Source organism: Bacteroides sp. AF32-8BH, assembly GCF_003435205.1.
Taxonomy (GTDB): domain Bacteria; phylum Bacteroidota; class Bacteroidia; order Bacteroidales; family Bacteroidaceae; genus Bacteroides; species Bacteroides ovatus.
This window is the reverse complement of the sequence record NZ_QVLZ01000010.1, coordinates 1-16,970: the sequence shown is the minus strand read 5'-3', so window position 1 is coordinate 16,970 and position 16,970 is coordinate 1. Positions and strand designations below refer to the sequence as shown.

16 protein-coding genes and 3 pseudogenes are annotated in these 16,970 nt (G+C 46.0%); 2 read left to right on the top strand and 17 right to left on the bottom strand.

Annotation, left to right across the window (positions count from 1 at the left end; translation table 11 throughout):
* Window positions 1–2: 2 nt before the first annotated feature.
* From traN to DWZ47_RS08525, 17 genes and pseudogenes are all read right to left on the bottom strand, one after another.
* Window positions 3–902 (bottom strand): conjugative transposon protein TraN, encoded by a 900-nt coding sequence (traN, locus tag DWZ47_RS08615; RefSeq protein WP_004308047.1) that lies wholly within the window; start codon window positions 900–902, stop codon window positions 3–5.
* Between the two features lie 33 nt (window positions 903–935).
* Window positions 936–2,054 (bottom strand): conjugative transposon protein TraM, encoded by a 1,119-nt coding sequence (traM, locus tag DWZ47_RS08610; protein WP_117512847.1) that lies wholly within the window; start codon window positions 2,052–2,054, stop codon window positions 936–938.
* Complete coding sequence (locus DWZ47_RS08605; RefSeq protein WP_004308045.1) at window positions 2,055–2,243, bottom strand: hypothetical protein; 189 nt, start codon at window positions 2,241–2,243, stop codon at window positions 2,055–2,057.
* The gene (locus tag DWZ47_RS08600) at window positions 2,243–2,503 is read right to left on the bottom strand and encodes a hypothetical protein (RefSeq protein ID WP_004318726.1); all 261 of its coding nucleotides are present in this window, start codon (window positions 2,501–2,503) and stop codon (window positions 2,243–2,245) included. The genes DWZ47_RS08605 and DWZ47_RS08600 overlap by 1 nt, the downstream gene beginning before the upstream one ends.
* A gap of 12 nt (window positions 2,504–2,515) precedes the next feature.
* Window positions 2,516–3,139, bottom strand: a pseudogene (gene traK, locus DWZ47_RS08595) (conjugative transposon protein TraK).
* Window positions 3,140–3,160: 21 nt separating this feature from the next.
* Window positions 3,161–4,180 carry a conjugative transposon protein TraJ gene (gene traJ / locus DWZ47_RS08590; RefSeq protein ID WP_117512845.1) on the bottom strand — a complete coding sequence of 340 codons (1,020 nt, stop codon included), beginning with the start codon at window positions 4,178–4,180 and terminating at the stop codon, window positions 3,161–3,163.
* A gap of 24 nt (window positions 4,181–4,204) precedes the next feature.
* Window positions 4,205–4,837: a DUF4141 domain-containing protein gene (locus DWZ47_RS08585; protein WP_004318720.1), complete on the bottom strand. Its 633-nt coding sequence runs from the start codon at window positions 4,835–4,837 to the stop codon at window positions 4,205–4,207.
* A 7-nt stretch (window positions 4,838–4,844) separates the two neighbouring features.
* Window positions 4,845–5,447, bottom strand: a pseudogene (locus tag DWZ47_RS30915) (TraG family conjugative transposon ATPase).
* 8 nt (window positions 5,448–5,455) lie between these two features.
* Window positions 5,456–7,102, bottom strand: coding sequence for a group II intron reverse transcriptase/maturase (ltrA, locus tag DWZ47_RS08570; RefSeq protein WP_005655094.1), 1,647 nt, complete (start codon window positions 7,100–7,102; stop codon window positions 5,456–5,458).
* 630 nt (window positions 7,103–7,732) lie between these two features.
* Window positions 7,733–9,757 (bottom strand): annotated as a pseudogene (locus tag DWZ47_RS08565) (TraG family conjugative transposon ATPase); the annotation flags it as partial.
* Window positions 9,720–10,070: a DUF4133 domain-containing protein gene (locus tag DWZ47_RS08555; RefSeq protein ID WP_004309896.1), complete on the bottom strand. Its 351-nt coding sequence runs from the start codon at window positions 10,068–10,070 to the stop codon at window positions 9,720–9,722. The gene DWZ47_RS08555 and the pseudogene DWZ47_RS08565, both read right to left, overlap by 38 nt.
* An 11-nt stretch (window positions 10,071–10,081) precedes the next feature.
* Window positions 10,082–10,348, bottom strand: coding sequence for a DUF4134 domain-containing protein (locus DWZ47_RS08550; protein WP_029425492.1), 267 nt, complete (start codon window positions 10,346–10,348; stop codon window positions 10,082–10,084).
* Between the two features lie 451 nt (window positions 10,349–10,799).
* Window positions 10,800–11,552 (bottom strand): hypothetical protein, encoded by a 753-nt coding sequence (locus DWZ47_RS08545; RefSeq protein WP_004309898.1) that lies wholly within the window; start codon window positions 11,550–11,552, stop codon window positions 10,800–10,802.
* Between the two features lie 4 nt (window positions 11,553–11,556).
* Window positions 11,557–11,970 (bottom strand): DUF3408 domain-containing protein, encoded by a 414-nt coding sequence (locus DWZ47_RS08540; RefSeq protein WP_004309899.1) that lies wholly within the window; start codon window positions 11,968–11,970, stop codon window positions 11,557–11,559.
* Window positions 11,971–11,981: 11 nt separating this feature from the next.
* Window positions 11,982–12,761 (bottom strand): ParA family protein, encoded by a 780-nt coding sequence (locus DWZ47_RS08535; RefSeq protein WP_004309900.1) that lies wholly within the window; start codon window positions 12,759–12,761, stop codon window positions 11,982–11,984.
* 250 nt (window positions 12,762–13,011) lie between these two features.
* On the bottom strand, window positions 13,012–13,239 hold the full coding sequence (locus DWZ47_RS08530; protein ID WP_004309901.1) for a hypothetical protein: 228 nt from the start codon (window positions 13,237–13,239) through the stop codon (window positions 13,012–13,014).
* A complete protein-coding gene (locus tag DWZ47_RS08525; RefSeq protein ID WP_005680110.1) occupies window positions 13,236–14,171 on the bottom strand; it encodes an amidoligase family protein in 936 nt (311 codons plus the stop codon). The genes DWZ47_RS08530 and DWZ47_RS08525 overlap by 4 nt, the downstream gene beginning before the upstream one ends.
* 284 nt (window positions 14,172–14,455) lie before the next feature.
* On the opposite strand from DWZ47_RS08525, the gene yfcE reads away from it, so the two are divergent.
* Window positions 14,456–14,995, top strand: coding sequence for a phosphodiesterase (gene yfcE, locus DWZ47_RS08520; protein WP_004309903.1), 540 nt, complete (start codon window positions 14,456–14,458; stop codon window positions 14,993–14,995).
* A 1,491-nt stretch (window positions 14,996–16,486) separates the two neighbouring features.
* Window positions 16,487–16,642 carry a hypothetical protein gene (locus DWZ47_RS30605; protein WP_004309904.1) on the top strand — a complete coding sequence of 52 codons (156 nt, stop codon included), beginning with the start codon at window positions 16,487–16,489 and terminating at the stop codon, window positions 16,640–16,642.
* Window positions 16,643–16,970: the final 328 nt, after the last annotated feature.

Genomic DNA, 16,970 nt, shown 5'->3' with positions numbered 1-16,970 from the left:
GATTACTCACCGATTAATTCATTCACAATACGCGCGTCCACCAGGTCACTGTTCTCAATATAGAACCGCTGGTGACGGCCTCCCCCTTTCTCGTAAATTTCCACTTCCAGCAACTTGTCGTCAGGAATGACAATTTTCGGAAAGGCATACACGATCCGTCCCGTGCTCTTTCCTTCGATGCGTGTCAGGGCATTGAGCGTGCGTACCGGTTCAATATAAGTTTCCTGCTGAGCCGTCCTTTTGGCTATCTTCTTATCCACTATCTTAAATCGCACGAAATCCACATCGAAAGGCACATTGGAATTGTTCGTCAGGGAAACATGGAAGAAGATCAGGTCCTTATGCACATAAATGCCCTTTAAAAGAGCCTGCATCCCGAACTGCCTGCATCCGATATGCTTCACGTCCCTACGGTCCAGCCGGTGGATGGTGTACATCACGCTGGCAATGACCGTCGGATCTTCCTCGCCCAGTTCCGTGACACGGATGGAGCTGCCTCCTTTCTTTTCTCCCTCGTCCGGGTTCATCCACTGGTCCATATTGATATTCAGTGTGGAAGGCTCTTCCTTATAAACGACATTGAAGGAAAAGAAAGAGCCGTCTCCTGTAATCACGGAGAAGTTCGTCTCTCCCGGAAACTCCTTCACCGCCGCTTTGACACGTACCACGTTCTCGACTCCGTCAGCCTTGCCTGCGATGATATTGTTACTGCCCAAATCCACGTAGCGCACTTCCGAAGGGAAGAGGATATGCACCGTCTTCCCAAAAGTGACCTCTATTTTATAAGGGATGATATGCTGGCCCGCCGTCAGAATCCTGACGGGATTTACCGGCCTTTCCTCCTGTGAAAAACCGGATACCGAGGCCAGAACAGCCATCAAGAATGCTATAACTATTTTCATTGTCTTGTCTTTTTTATTAAAGTGAATAATCCGTTATTGTCTCTTTGTGACCAGCAGCACCTTATATCCGGCTTTCAGTGTCACCTTGACCGCGCGAACCCGTCCGGCGATCAACCGCGTGCCGCCCTGCATGACTCCGCGCATCAGGTCCATGACCACCTGCTGTCCGGCAGAACGTGCAAACGAAACGCTGTTTCCCATGCTCTCGCTGACCGTTCCAGCCGCATCCTTTGCCGCATTGCGGGTTTCCGATCCGGGAACGAAAATACCTTTCTGCCCGTCTATATCGTAAGTCGCCAACTGAACAGGAATGATATTCCCGGCATACTCGATGCTGCTGATCAGGATATCCAGACGCTCTCCCTGTATGACCGCCGCACCTGTTACCAGACTGTTCTCCGGAACGGTAATGTTGCCGGCTTGTAGAGGTTGCAGCAACCGGAGTTTTACCCTGCCTCCCTGTTCAATGATCTGGTTCTCCGAAATGCAGGCGGCGATGGTATTCGTCCCCATTTGGTAGCTGTTCCCGACAGCAGTATTAAAACCGTAATTCCTCTCGACAGTAAGCGAAGCGATATAGGCGGAATCCGTAACAGGTTGTGAAAGGCCGGAGGTCGTCTGATACTCCGCCCGCTGAACCGGAACAGTTTCCGTGGGTTCTTTTCCGACAGCTTTCTCCTGGACCGTATCCTTATCCGGGTTCAGATACTTTGCCGCCATCTTGTAGGACCGCTCCATCAGTTCTTCTCGGGTAGCCGCCTTGTTCTTCTCCTTTTCCGCCTCTTCCAGCTTTTTGTTCAGTTCATCTACTTTTCTTTCCAAATCGCTGTTTGCCGTCTCTTTGGGAGTCTCATAGAAGTCATTCAACTGCCCGGAGATTTGCTCGTAGGTATTAACGGACTGTTGCAACCGGTCTCCGTCCTTTTCTTTTTCACCGGTATCGGATGCCCCCTTTCCTTCGTTCATTAATGTCCCGGCAAGCTGCTCCAACGACTTCATCCGGCTTTCTTCCTCCACTTCCGCCTGTTGCTTCTCATAGGCAGCGGTCTTCTTATCCACCAGTTTGGCAGTGGTAGGTTCGGGTACGTTCACATTGAATCCTGAATTTCCGGGGGCTTCCGTCTCGTTTTCCTTGCCGGAGGGGGCAAATATTCAGTACATGACTCCCAGGAAGACCAGCACAAAGGCCGGAATCACAATGAACTTCCTTCTTTTTTCCATCTCTTCCGGTGTGAGCACCTTCTTCTCTTTTTCAGGTTCTTCCTTCAAGGCTCTGCCGTTTTCCGGCTGTACCGCCGTTTCTTCTGCCGCTTCGGGCTTTTCCAAATCTTTATCTTCCATTACTCGTTGGTTTTAGGGTGATACATTATACTGTCTTTATCCGCCCGGTGGAGGGAGTCCACCGGATGGACAAACGGCAACTCCTTTTGTGTGCCGTGAGAGAGAAAACGCCCGAAAGCGCGTGCTACGGTGATACCACATAGAACGGTACTGGTAACCAGCATGCCCACAAGCACTCCCTTACGCTCTTTTTCGGACAGCTCCTCGCAAACGTTCTTCAGTTTTTCGCTGATCTCTGTCTTTATCTTCCTGCTTTTCATTACCTTAATATATTAGCGTTCAACGGTCCTTATATCCCTGTTTTCCAAAATCTCAAAGCGTTCCGCCATGAAGCCTTGCGGATTATTATCCGACCTGACCGTACTCTGCAGGAAGCAACGGGTGACCAGGGAACGCTCGGTGATATTGCTGTTTCGGATAATCATCTGCCGGGCAAAGGTGGTGATCCGGTACGGATAGTTATCGAAATCACACTGCATGCTGTCTACCAGGACAGTCTGGTTAATATTACCGCTGATCAGACGATTATAATAGCCTTTCTCGTTCCAATCCCGGTAATAACTATAAAGACTCTTGTCCGCCAGATACATGGCCCGGTTGATATTGGATTCGATAGCGGCCTTATCGGGAGCCAGCGTAAAGAACAGTTCATGCATGCGGCGCACATGCTCGCGGGCCTCCACCGGACGGTTCAATGCCGCATCTTGGGATAACGCCACTATGAGTGACTTGCCCTGATCCAATACATATACTTTCTCCCGTTGCTGGTTAGCAAAGAGGTAGGACTTTCAGATGGCATACGTAGTCAGTGAGGCACAAATACCCAGAAAGACCAACGTGAACAGGCGGATCTGCCTGAACGAGGATTCGATGTTTTTAAAACTTTTAAATTCCATAATTTTATGTTTTTTCAATTTCTACTTTTTCAATAATACGGCACCGACATTTCCCGTCGAAGCACCCGCCGCAGCACCGGCTACATTGGTCACCTTGGATGTCGTATTGTTGACATTCCGGTTATAGGCACTCATACCTCCCGCTTGGACAATCCAGTTCGAAACAGTGGGCACACAAAAATATCCGATAATGCCGATGACCATGAATATCAGATAGATGGCCGAGGAACTGTCCACGTCAATGACACTCATCGGATCGGCCATCAGGTTCATCTCTTCCTGCAGGATTAGCGTCTGTATCTTGGCAAGCATCGCCCCGAAGAGATCAGCCACCGGTAGCCAGAGATAGACACTGATATAGCGTGCCAGCCATTGGACAAGCGTGTTCTGCAGTCCGTCAAAAACACTCAGGGCAAAGGCTATCGGTCCCAAAATGCTTAGGACTATCAGGAAAAAGGTACGGATCGTGTCGATGACCAGCGAAGCGGACTGGAAGAGAATCTCCAGCAATTTGCGCATGACCATCTGGACAATACCTTGCAGGGAGAAGGCATACGAAACCTCATACATGGTCTGCAAGGCCGTATGCTCCTCCTCACTCCAGCCCATGTTATCCAGTTCCGCATCCAGCTCCTCATTGGAAGCAAAGACACGTCCGGTCATCATCGTCTTAGCCATCATGTCCGCACGGAGCTTGTCCTTCTCCTGCTGGTACTTCTGCAAGTCGAAGGTCTGGTCACGGAGCAGCATTCCGGTTCCCTGAACGATGGGGCTAAAGATACCGTTGAGAGTTCCCAGCACCATCACGTCAAAGAAAAGGATACACATGCCCAGGACAAAAGGCCGTAACATCGAAAAGACATCGATGGGCTCCGCACGGGAGAGCGACTGCCAGACACGGTAAGCGATATAGAACAAAGCTCCTAATGCAGCGAGTGCCATCGCCATGTCCATCATCGGGTGGCAGAGTTTGGTCATCGTATCATAGAGATTCCGAAGAATCTGGTGCATATTTTCAAATGAAATGGATAATAATACCATAATTGATTCTTTTAAAATTGTAGACTACCAATAACGCTCATCCTTGCCGTACAGGTCAAATACCTGTTGCTGCTCGTTCTTCTCCTTGGCACGCAGGTAGGATACATGCAGGTTCTTGCGGGTGTAGTAGTTGGCCAATTCCTTGTAATGTGTCATTTCCCTGTATACCCGGTTCACCAGGTCAATGCGTTCCTTGTCGTTCATGGACATGCCGGTGGGATTGATGATATTCTTCAGCTCGGTAATGCTGCGGCTGCTCTTCTTCATGATGGTGTTATAACCGGCAGCTATCGCATTCAGCTCCCGCTGGCTGAAATTCTTGTCGGTTAGCATCTTGCCGAAATTGTTCACGTAAATCTCGGAGATATCACCGAGCATCAGGACGGACTCCTTGACTTTCTCGCTGCCGCTGATCAGGTCGTTCACTTTGCGCAGCTTGTCGTAATACTCACGCCCCTGCTCGAAAATCTTTGAGGTCTCCTTCCATGTGGAGAGGGCATTCTGCGCCGTTTCCGAGGTCTCCACTATTTCGTTGACACTGTTCACGATACCCTGGACGAGGTTGCCCGGATCGGACACCACCCACTGTGCTTGTACGCTTGCCGGTACTATAAAGGCCGACAGGACAAACAACATGCTTATAATTCTCTTTCTCATTGCTTCTTTATTTTAATCGTTTATTTTTCTTTTTCTTCTCACTTGCCAACATTCGGATAGCCTGCTCCATATTGCCGCCCAGCTTCTCTGTCATTTGTGTGACTTCCAGTTTTTCGGTTTCTTCCGTGGTATAGGTGAGATACTCCTCGACAGAGGTTTCTGTGGCATAGACAGCGGACCGGACACCTCCCAAGCCTATTCAAACCTCCTTATACTTCCGTGCCGGATCGTTGGACTGATTGATAGACAATATCTGCCCTTTCTCTTTGTCGGTCAATCCGAGCAGGGACTGTACGGAGTCAAACTTGTTAATATACTTTCGCTGATCCAGCAGAATCTTACAATCGGCATTGTTGATAATGGTGTCTTTGATAATGGGACTTGATACAATATCGTCCAGTTCTTGAGTGACGACAACGGCCTCACCAAAATACTTTCTAACCGTTTTGTATAAAAACTTTATATAGTCAGCCATGCCTTCACGTGCGATTGCCTTGCCGGGTAGGTCGGGGGCATTACTGCCCCTTTCCCCCCTAAGAACCGTACGTGAAAGTTTCCAATCATACGGCTCAAGCAACTTTAAATTTCTATCTAATAGAAACCAGCTCATTGTTACATCTATTTAAGTTGAATGACTTTTCTTCTGCAACTGTCATGTACCAAGAAATTAACTTTCTTTCCATTGACAATTCTTTCATTAGTTCCCCACGAGTGTTCTTTGTCTATGGGTTCTCCGCATATGGGGCATAAATGATTTTGTTTTTCCCACATATACAGCAATGATTTTCTACCATTAAGCGACTTGAGCATCTTGTAAGTCTTGCGCTTTTCAAAATATTCTTTCCATTCAGGGTCGAGAGGATTGGCTTCACCTTTCACTTTTACGTATCGGGTGATTTTCGTGTCGTACAGTCTTTTGAGGGCAATCTTATCATCCGCTTTACCCCTTTTGAAGTTCGCCACAAAGCACCAGTTACGATTCTTTATTCGTGTAAAGTATCTGCTGGCAATCCAATATTTACCTTTCTTGGGATGTCGTCTCTTGGCCCATTGCCATAGCTTTTCAAATATCAAGTAATCAGCTTTTCTGAATGTGTCCGAAGCCACGCAATTCTTGTAGTAATTCACCCAACCGACTATTACCGGATTCAAAAGTCTTATAAGAGATTCCTGTTTACTACCTTTATTGGAATCAATGATTCCTCTGATTTTCTCCATGAATCCCTTCAGACTCTTTTTGGACGGCTTTATTAGAAGTATTCCATTGTATTTACGGATATTGTACCCGAGAAAATCAAAGCCCTCTTCAATATGGGTTATCTTTGTCTTTTCTTCTGATAGAGTAAGTCCCCGACTTTCAAGGAAGTTCTCCACTAACGGCTTTATTTCCTCCAATGCTTCCCTAGTCCTTCCCGTAATGATAAAATCATCCGCGTATCGAACCATGTGAACCTTTGGATAATATACTTGTCCCTTAACGGATTTCCTATAATACTTTTCTGCGAGCATTGCTTGCAGACCGTCCAATGTCATATTGGCAAGAGTTGGCGAGATAATTCCACCCTGTGGAGTTCCTTCTTCCGTAGGGAATAATTCCTTGTTGAAAACGAAACCGCATTTGAGCCATTTTTTCAGCATGACTTTATCCATTGGAATATTTTCCAACAGCCAGTCATGACTGATATGGTCAAAACAACCTTTGATGTCTCCTTCTAAAATCCATTCGGGAGAAGCTGTCTTGGCAAGGACGCAAAAACATTGTTCTCTTGCATCGCCAGCACTTCTCTCTTTACGGAATCCGTAGGAGTTGCTGTCAGCAGTTGTTTCTGACACAGGTTCCAATGCGAGCAGATACAATGCCTGCATTGCCCTGTCTTTCATCGTCGGAATCCCTAATGGACGCAACTTCCCGTTACTCTTTTTAATATGTATCCTTCTTAGAGGTTGAGGGGTATAGCCTCTTCTTCTTAGCTCGCTGATGGCCTTGAATTTACTGTTGGAAGTTGCCCACACAGCTTTATCAACACCCGCAGTTTTACTGCCTCTGTTCGATGTAACACGTTTTACCGCTAAAGCTTTAGCGTAAAACGAATGCGTCAGCATCCACTGCAAAGCTTTCACCCTGCCGTGTTTGCCTGCTTTCTGAGCTTTTACAATACGTGCTTGTAGCTTATTAACCGCTATTTCGCACTTGTTCCAGTCTATGCTTTCCCAAGTGCTCCACTTTTGGTCAGTAGATGCACACGATGTCTTACTTTCGTTCATTTGCTTTTCTCCTTTAAATAAGTTCTAAAAGTTTCTTGTAAAAAGTCACCTTGCGGAAGTCAGCCCACTTTCGTGTGAGGTGATGTTTCAACCTCTATCCGCTCCATTACAGAATGGCATTCGCTTTTTCCACATTCCTCTGCCCGCATTTCATTCGGCTTTCCTTACGGTTTGCTTACCTGCTGTTATACAGGAGAAATACGGGTTTACCATGTTTCTTGTATATGACAAACGAATGGGTTAGAATCCGTCTATCCGCCGACAGTCATCATGTTCGTGTAACCTTAGCATGAAGAAGGTTATCCGACTGCGTCCCTTTTGGGTTAGAGCCCAGTATCATTAACAGCTCATTCGAAGTTACGACGTTTATCAACGGTTCACATTACGTTATTCATACCATTCAGCCTAGCTCCCCTGCCACTCGATACTAACGGCAGTTGTCGTTCCCTCGCGGTTCTGACTTCTCCTTTCGGAAGGGCTTCATTGTTGGTTCTGCTATCGCACGACCTCATTGCTTACTATCGCACGTTCCCATAGGCTACTGTTGACGAAACAACAGGTTTAATCGTTCTATTTCCAGCGCGTGGAATGGAATGTTAAACAATCATATACAAGACTTACATGTCGCAGCCAAGCCTCCTCTACAACTATCATCTTTCGCACCCCATGCAAACGTCTCATTTTGTTTATGAAAGCCTCCATAATGATGACAGTGACTACCGGAAAAAGAATTTTATGCTCCTTAATTTCGTCAATTTCAAATACCACAAAACGCTTGTTCAAGAGGTCGAGCTGCTCGTCGGAGTTCAGCAGATAATCGTACTCTCCACCACGATAATAAGGAGCCAATACATTCAGAAAGTTAGTGAGATCGAAATCCTTCTCGCGGTAATGCTTCTCCTCCAGTATTCCACGGAACTCTCCCTGTACGAACTCGTAGAAAGTATTAAAGGAAGGAACCAGCTCATTGTCCTCCTTTATCTTTTCAAGGAACAGGTTAACCGCCATTGAGAGTGCTACTTCCTCGGCACGGGTAATGACTTCCGTATCCCTTTTCCAGAGCGACATGATCAGCGTTTTAATGGACTCTTTCTTTTCCAGGTCAAAGACCTTGTCTTCGGTGAAAAATGGATTAAAAGCTATCGGATGTTTTTCACTATACGTATAATATATGCCATCCTCACCGTTTGTGCGCTGGTGAATCAGGTCACATAATCCCTTGTAACTGTTACCGATGTCGATCAATATAATGTGGGTATTCTGTTCCCAATACTGTCTCACAAGATGGTTCATAAAAAATGACTTGCCCGAACCGGAAGGCCCGATGACCAGCTTGTTACGGTTGGTTGTAATACCACGACGCATCGGTTCGTCCGAAATATCCAGATGCAGGGGCTTCCCGTTTGTCCGGTCTGCCATCTTGATACCGAATGGCGACAGGGAATCCGCATAGTTCGTCTCTTCCGTAAAGAAGCAGACTCCCTGTTCGACGAAAGTGAAAAAGGACTCCTCGGAAGGGAAATCGCCCTCGCCTCCCGGAATACCTGCCCAATACAAGGCAGGTGCGTCAATGGTATTATAACGGGGCTTGCATCCCATCAGGGCCAGAGCAGAACCGGTATCGTTCTTTATCACCTTGAGCTTCTCCCGGCTGTCCGACCATGCCATGACATTGCAATGGCAACGGATGGCGGTCAGCCCGAAGGAATGCGCCTCGTCCAGGTAGGCATCAATCCACTGCTTGTTAAGTTGGTTGGCTCGGCTGTATTTGGAAAGCGAGTGCATGTTGCGTGCCGTCTTCTCAAAGCGTTGCAGGATTTCTGCCGAATCATCGATGAACAGGAACTGGTTGTAAATATGGTTACAGGAGAGCATTAGCCCCACCGGAGCGGCAAAACTTAGACGGCAGTCGCTGCGGTCGGTGGAGTATTTCTCATACCGGGTATCCGTCTGGACGGAACCGGGAAGATCATCCACATCGGAAAGCGTATGTACGCAGAGGATATCATCCCCGATGCGCATCTCCGACGCGCTCATCTGTATATCCTTCAGTGTGGTCGTGTCCTGCTGCGAAAGAGAAAAATACTTTTCAATCAATCCGGCCTGCTGCGGTGTGCCGACTATCTCATCGGTGGTCAACCGCTCCAGACGGATAAAGGCCGAGTCATTCAGGATGCGCTCGAACTGGTCGACACTCTCCAAAAACAGGCTGACCGTTTCTTTGTCCCGGACTTCCTTCGGAATTATATTCCCCCGGCAGAGGATGGAGAAATTGCTCTGGCTGCGGCTGCGTTCCTTAGTCGTCTTGGTGATAAACAGGTAAGAGAAATGATTTAGGAAAGGCCGTTCATTAAAATGAAGTTCGAAAGAACGGTCCAAAAAACTCATCCCGTCTTTCTGCGTGTCGGCCTTGTAATTTTCTTTCAGAAACCAGTCCTGGCGGTGTACTATCGTATAATTCGGCAGTACCTTGACTGCCTTTGTTCATGTGCCGTGCATGGATGCATAATCTGCGGAAGTGACCGTGAACAGCTCCGGAAGAAAGACCTTGAAGCCGATGGTCACGTCCGCGTCTTTGGAGAGAATGCACCCTTCCTCCACGGACAGGATTGGAAACTTACTTTCCAGCGTTGCGGCTTTTAATATATTTCTCATGAATGCGTTTTTTAAATAAGGAAGATATACGTTTGCGATTGATGATATAGGACGGGTGGTACTTGACTGCGGCCAGCTTCATCAAGCCGTTGGGACCATACTTCTTGTTCAGGTGGAACACCCCGAAGATCAGAGAGAAAGCGGAGAGGACACCGAAACCGATACAGAACCACCGGTCAATACCTATCATATAGAAGATGACGAACAGCAGGAAAATGGCCAGCAAGCCCCCGACAAAAAAGTACAGGTATTGTGCCTGCAAGCCGTTGAATTCCACGTTGCGTCCGATTCCCTTGTTGATATTGTATTCCATAGCCTGCTATATTACAGGAAGAAGGAACGAAGGACTGTCGCCGCGACGATGAGGAAGACGCAGGCTCCAAACCAGCTCCCGGCGGTTTTACCGGTGTCGGGGTCGCCGCTACTGAACTTCGAATATACCTTAATGGCACCTATCAGCCCCACAATAGCCCCTGCCGCATATATCAACTTGGTGGCGGGGTCAAAATAACCGGTAAGCATGGATGTGGCCTTTGTTATACCGGCACTTCCGTCCCCTTCGGCATAGGCACTCAGGGTGGAAACAGCTATTCATGCGATAAGAGCAACCGTCTTTTTAAAATGTCTTTTCATATACAATCTAATTTTTTAATGTGAATAAAAACCTTGTTTCAAACAAACCGCAGGAAGTTTCCTGCCTGCGGATTTGTCCTTGCAACCACGATGTCTTTTTAGGATCAACCTGAGTCATAGTAACCAATCATAGATACCTCCGTTTTTAAGGGGTTAATCACTCTTTTAATGTTCGCTCCGGTAAAGGGTAAGGATCAACCGGAATCATAGAAGCCTCTCATATATCTATATCTTCCTTTTAACAGGTTATACACTACGTTTCAAGAACCCGTCCTGCCCGGATCAACCGGAGTCAAAGAAATCTATCATGCTTTTTCGTCTTTTTAGGTTATACATTCTGTTTTAAAACTTGCTGCACCCGGATCAACCGGAATCATAATACTGTCTCATATTCCTTACTTGTTCTATTTTATTGGGGCACATGCTCCGTAATATCAAATTCCCGGAGAATGTCGTCCCTATTCTTTCCAGTCAATAAATGGGGTTCACCCCGGTCTACATACAAACGCATATAGCGTTTCAGTTTATCGCTGCTTCCCAAGACGCTCGCCTGCAGTACCCTTTCCATGTTCGTGCCTTCCAGCTTTTGGAAAGTCTGCCGGGCCTGTTCCTGTTCCGCTTCCGTAAGTTCGTCCGATGCCATTGCTTTCTCAATCATATCCATATCGTCAAAGGTGACACCGGTTGCCCGGTGGGGATTGCTCCGCTGTACGTATCCCGTAATCTCGTAGCGTTCGGGAATCTCCTCTTTTTCTTCACCGGAAGAAGGAGAGGGCTCCTGCATATAATCAATTTCAGGATAATTCAGTTTTTGAAAAAGAGCCGGAACTTCCGGGAATTTCGTATTCTTATCAAGGGGTTCGTGTACTCGGAGAACCGGCTCTGTTTTCTTTTCGGGAGTAAAGGTATCACTCTTTTCTATGCCTGATTCAGGCTGTCCGCTATTGTCATCTATTGTCAGTGAATGTCGCATTTGGTATCGGCTTTTGCCTATTATTCCCGCCTGAGACGGAGCAATTGCCGGATGGATGGCGGCAGGTGCAGTCCGACGTTCCTTCTTGTCCTTTCTGCCTCTCCATGTGAAAATGCTGCCTGTATGCACATACTTTTCAATGCTCAGGTAAGAGGCATAGATGAACAGGATAATAAAAAGGTATTCCATGTCCTTATGATTTTAGTGATTGGTAATACTTCTCCAGCACAGCGTTTATCAATCCGCCGTTCTCTTCGAAATGATGTGCCAGCACCTGGTTTACAAAACCGGCTACGGTCACCTCGCCACGTCCCACCGCCCATACCAAGGAAGAGATGCGGCGATGCAGGTCGGCATCGATATGCAATGATTTACGGGATTTGGTCCTGACCGTATTCAGGAAGGATGCCCTGTAAGCGTCGATTTCCCCGGTGGTAAAGACCGGAGCTTCGCTACTCCCGGCAATCTCCTCTGCCGTATCCTCCGGCTTAGGGGATACACTCGTTGCAGGGGAGTCCGGTCGTATCGTCCCTTTCCTGGCGACAATATCCAATATGGCCTTCTCATCAATGCTCCGAGGGTCAAATTTCTTTTTTCCGCTGTCCATAATTCCTTTTATTATAAGGTATGGGAGGCATCCAGATGTGTTACGGCACATAACTCCTCTATCAGTTCACAGAGACCCGAACCTTTTATCTGGCGGTTGTCGGGAGGGAACAGTGTGGAACGGAAGATACTGTTCTTCAGGGAGCTCAACTCCTTGTTATAGCGTTTGGTATCCGGTATCCGTGACTCCAGCAGGTGTAACTCCGCTTTTTGTATGACACGGTTCCAGGACTCGTAGCTTTCTGTCCGTTCACGCTTGTCGACCATGTTCCAGAAAAGATAGATGCCTTTCAGGTTACAGTTGTGCCTGGCAATCAGTTCTTCCTCCACCACCTCGGCAAACTGGAGGGAACTCTGCATGACGACATTATCGGCCTTTAGGGGGATGAAAATGTAATCTATTGCGGAAATGGTATGGACAACCCCTTCGCTGCGGAGGGTTCCCGGAAGGTCGAACAGTACGACATCAAAGACGGCATCCTGCTCTTCGATGTAGCGGTACAGGTCTTCTATCGCTTTCTCCGGATTGCTTTTGATTACCGGATAGGAACGTTTCCGGATTTGTTCATGCTGCCGGTAGAGGACCACTTTGAGAAAATCACTTTCCTGCACGCTTTCTATGTCCCGGTCACGCATCCGGGAGATGCTGTGCTGGGGGGAGTCGCAATCCACGACACCCACCTTCAAACCTTTCTGGTAGTGAAGGATACTGGCCACCAGAACTGTGAAGGCAGACTTTCCGACTCCTCCTTTCTGGCTGGCAAAGGCAATTAATAACGGTTCTTTTTTCATACGCTTTCTTTATATAATCAGATAAAAATATAATGCTGTAAAACTGTAATGCTTATAATTGTATATCGTTCTACACTGCAAAAGAAAGGAATGCCGGGAAAAGATGAAATACCCTGTCACGGATAGTCATGGATAGTCAGGAATTGACAGGAGGAAACGCCGTCAGGCAGACAGGAAAGGTTGCAATGAAAAAAGAAAAATCCCTGCCTCATCTTTGAAGCAGGGACTAATAATAAAGGAGCGATACCGGTTACCGGACGTAACCGGCGGCTTGCAAGTCCGTCAGGAAATGTTCAGGGGTATCGGTGGCAACTGACACGCCATGCAGCTCCCCGTAACGCCGGGCAAAGTTCTCCATATACTCCTGATCCGTGCAATCATAGTCGAACCGGCTTCCCTCACGGAGCAGCCGGACGAACTCTTCCGGGCTGGCGGCGGTTATCTGACCGCCATCCAGCAAATGATAAGTCTGTATCATACCGCTAACTTTTTAGTTCTAAGTTTAAAAAATAATTTCTGTTTCCCGTCCAGGAAGGGTAACTCCTCCAATGTCATCCGGCTGGGAAGGCTGGATCTTTTCGCAAAGGTAATTAATCCGTTCAAGAACCGGATCCAATTCTCCATCTTTGTGAAATTGGTCGTACCGGAATGCTGGCGGAACTCAACGGTCCGGTGCCTAGAATAAGCCTCAAAATTGACCTTGTGGTATCGGTCATTATTAAAGACCTCCCGCAGGCCGTCTATCGTCCTTACCGATTTGATTCTCTCGTCGGAAACACCGGAGAGGGTTTTGCAGTAGGTATTGTTCCGGCGTGTCCTTGGCATAAAGGCATCAATCAGGTGTTCGAGATGCTTGTAGGTCAAAGTCAGATTCTTCCAGGTGTCCAGATTGAAACCAGCCGCATCCATATGGACATGGAACCCGCAACTGTCATTCACTTTTGCATTACAGATGTCAAGCACCCAGCATACCGTTTCCAGCTCTTTCAGGCCATTCTCACCCACCAGTATCGGGCTGACCAGCTCGAAAGTATTATTTCCCTGCAGGCTGCTGTCCGTCACCAGCTTCCAATGATCCCTGGTCGTGTGGTTATAACCCTCAACGGCAACATGGATACCGGCCTCCCTCAATTCGCGTGCCAGTCTTTCCATATTACAGTTATAGGCTTCAATCTCAATACCGAACTTGTGGGTGAAGGTGTAATCCATCAGGGTGGTTGCTGCCCTGTTCAGCAAGACTCCACCTTCTCTTTCAAGCATTTTCTTCTCAACATTATATACAAAACCATAGTTGCCACGTGTCACCAAATCGGCAATTTCCCTGCGCATCAGGCCCAGACGGAGCAGCTGCTCAATCTTGCTCGTCTTGGTGGTACTCTGTTCTAAGATATTTCTAACTTGTTCGTTCATAGCTTTTTATCCTTTATTATTATACCACTAAGGTAGCATAATAAACCCACATGTCATAGTATTAGAAGCCTTATTGTCAGACTGTTAGCTTAGTTTAGCAAGGCTAAATACCCTTATTTTATGTATCCGATTATAACATTGCAGCAATCTACAAGGACAGCAATACAGCAATCTACAGTTCAGGGAACCTGTCTTTTTTTCTCATCGTTTCCCCGGTTAGGGAGATTAGATAATTATGCTTATTTTTGTGCATTGAAAACTTAACCCGTAACGAATAGATTATGATGAAATACCTGATTGTGTCCGACATACATGGCTCGTTACCGGCACTGGAACAAGTGCTGGCATTTTACAGGGAGCAGCAATGCGGAATGCTTTGTATTTTGGGAGATATCCTGAATTATGGTCCCCGGAACGGGATACCTCAAGGACTTGACCCGAAAGGGATCGCAGAACGTCTCAATGCGATGGCCGGTGAGATTGTCGCCATCCGTGGAAACTGTGATTCGGAGGTGGACCAGATGCTGCTGGACTTTCCCATCCTGTCCGATTACACCCTGTTGGTGGATAATGGAAAACGTTTCTTTCTCACCCACGGACATATCTACAATGAGGACAGACTGCCGAAGGGAAGGTTCGATTGTCTTTTTTATGGTCACACCCACCGGTGGAAACTTGAACGGACTGAGCATACAGCGGTCTGCAATACCGGCTCCATCACTTTCCCGAAGGACGGGAACATGCCAACATTCGCTATTTACTGTGACGGTACGGTATCCGTTCACCGGCTGGACGGCAGCAGGCTCAAGGAACTTTCTCTCTGATGGGGAATGTATAATAACAGCCTATTATAATTGTAGCCTTTTATAATTGCTTATCCATTATACAAATATAGCAATATCCAAAACGCCAATTATTCAGTTGTCACTGTGTAACATTCCAAGAGACTACAGATATAATAGTATTCGGATTATCCGATTATCAAAATATTCAGTTCTCTGAATATTCAATTATCACGAAAAAGAAGCCATCTGATGTGTCGGATAATCGTAGAATGCTCTACTATTACAGGAAGCTACAGCCTATTCCGCCTCCGGAATATTGGTAAAAAACGCCAACTTTCCTGAAGAAGCAGACCGAAATCGGGAGAGGTTGCCATCGGGAGGGAGGCACCAGTCGGGGCAATCTACAGTTCTACTTAAAAACGTTGTCCCCGTAGAGGGGACAGCAAGTTGTGTTTTCGTTTAACGAAAACCGGACGGTTTAACGGCATATTCCGCCGCCAAACCGTTCCTCAGAATATAGCTCCAGAGTCGCAAATTCAGCCAGAAAGAAACTGCATGTTGCAAGAGTTATTTATTGATATCTTCCTTTAAAGACTTGATTCTTTTATTATTAATCATTCTTCCCGGCTTGATTGAACTAAAAATAAAAAATAACTGTTACCCCAATTCCAATTGCAATGAATTTGGTTTTGGCATTTATCATCTTTAGTAGCTGTAATACATCCTTCTAAACTCTTCCCCTTGGTCTTGTTGGTCTGGTAACATGTTTGGATGGTCCCTACCAGAACTTATAGTTAAAGTAAAAACGGAATTGTTTTTTGTAATATCCCTTACAAAAAATAGGAAGTCCCAAATTAGATTCTGAATAATTAATTTTAAAGGCATTCTTTATGTCATCTAAAGAATTAAAAAATAGATTGCCATCTCCTTTTGTATCATCAGAAATAAGATATAATGTGATAATTGATTTTTGTAATATTTCTGTGTCTTTAGGGGAAAAACTTTGAAGACTTGACTATATCCTGTATTTTACAGGAAAGTATAAATTTGGACTGTGAACTAGAAATAAATTAGGGGATCTTTTTATTGGGGAGAACGTATGAACTGGTATATATTGGTATTGATAATTGACGTACCAGCTGTGCATCTGTCCATTTTCTATCTCGGTAGCGATATACAAGGTTGGAAGATGAATACAGAAGGGGTTGCACAAATGAGAAGAATTTAGTGGCTATACTGTTTTCGCTGTGCTGTATGCTGGCGGGAAGGATACTCCTTTTGGGAAAGTAGAAAGATAAAAGGCAGTCGGGCACTAGAGATAAAAAGTGAGAGGAGCTCCATAGAACGGAAGCTCTCCTCTTTTATTTTTTTATTTTGTACTAAGTTATAAGATTCCGGCTTGTCACAAGCAAGAATAATATAAGCAGATTCCTGTTTCACAACAGATATCTATGCCGCAAAGATACATGAAATATATATTAACACAATGATTTAACGGGTTTTGTTGGGGAAGCTGTCTGTGACGGGGGAATGGACGCTAAGGTGCTTGACATACTGGAGAACTGCTTCGAGTGGAACAGGGACAGGAAACTGATACGGAAAATAAGGAAAGAGGTGGAGGACTTCGAGCGTTGGACGGAAATGAAGGCGGCAGAAATGCTGCGTGCCAAGAGGCAGCAAAAATAAATCTCATTTATATCATATTATGCAATATACAAAGCTGATAAAATATTCAAAAAAAATATTTTATCAGCTTTCAAATAATGAATTACTACATAACCTACATTAAGAAGTGCATTAGTATATAGAAAGTAGTGAATATACACTAGTTACGATAAGCCGAGTTTTTTTTACTAAAGATGGTGGCGAAGATTCTTGTTTCATTACTTCTCTGTCATCGAAATATGAAGTTAAAAACATAATTGTCAAAATCAACAAACGTGTATACTGTTTTATAATTAATATAATTAAGGTTAATACTGAATACGTTAAAAGTCAAAAGTGCCATGTTTAT

What these genes read in the sequence shown, in the direction of transcription:
- traN (WP_004308047.1), bottom strand. Translation starts at nt 902, where the DNA reads ATGAAAATAGTTATAGCATTCTTGATGGCTGTTCTGGCCTCGGTATCC.
- DWZ47_RS08605 (WP_004308045.1), bottom strand. Translation starts at nt 2,243, where the DNA reads ATGGAAGATAAAGATTTGGAAAAGCCCGAAGCGGCAGAAGAAACGGCG.
- DWZ47_RS08600 (WP_004318726.1), bottom strand. Translation starts at nt 2,503, where the DNA reads ATGAAAAGCAGGAAGATAAAGACAGAGATCAGCGAAAAACTGAAGAAC.
- traJ (WP_117512845.1), bottom strand. Translation starts at nt 4,180, where the DNA reads ATGGTATTATTATCCATTTCATTTGAAAATATGCACCAGATTCTTCGG.
- DWZ47_RS08585 (WP_004318720.1), bottom strand. Translation starts at nt 4,837, where the DNA reads ATGAGAAAGAGAATTATAAGCATGTTGTTTGTCCTGTCGGCCTTTATA.
- ltrA (WP_005655094.1), bottom strand. Translation starts at nt 7,102, where the DNA reads ATGAACGAAAGTAAGACATCGTGTGCATCTACTGACCAAAAGTGGAGC.
- DWZ47_RS08555 (WP_004309896.1), bottom strand. Translation starts at nt 10,070, where the DNA reads ATGGAATACAATATCAACAAGGGAATCGGACGCAACGTGGAATTCAAC.
- DWZ47_RS08545 (WP_004309898.1), bottom strand. Translation starts at nt 11,552, where the DNA reads ATGGAATACCTTTTTATTATCCTGTTCATCTATGCCTCTTACCTGAGC.
- DWZ47_RS08540 (WP_004309899.1), bottom strand. Translation starts at nt 11,970, where the DNA reads ATGGACAGCGGAAAAAAGAAATTTGACCCTCGGAGCATTGATGAGAAG.
- DWZ47_RS08535 (WP_004309900.1), bottom strand. Translation starts at nt 12,761, where the DNA reads ATGAAAAAAGAACCGTTATTAATTGCCTTTGCCAGCCAGAAAGGAGGA.
- DWZ47_RS08530 (WP_004309901.1), bottom strand. Translation starts at nt 13,239, where the DNA reads ATGATACAGACTTATCATTTGCTGGATGGCGGTCAGATAACCGCCGCC.
- DWZ47_RS08525 (WP_005680110.1), bottom strand. Translation starts at nt 14,171, where the DNA reads ATGAACGAACAAGTTAGAAATATCTTAGAACAGAGTACCACCAAGACG.
- yfcE (WP_004309903.1), top strand. Translation starts at nt 14,456, where the DNA reads ATGAAATACCTGATTGTGTCCGACATACATGGCTCGTTACCGGCACTG.
- DWZ47_RS30605 (WP_004309904.1), top strand. Translation starts at nt 16,487, where the DNA reads ATGGACGCTAAGGTGCTTGACATACTGGAGAACTGCTTCGAGTGGAAC.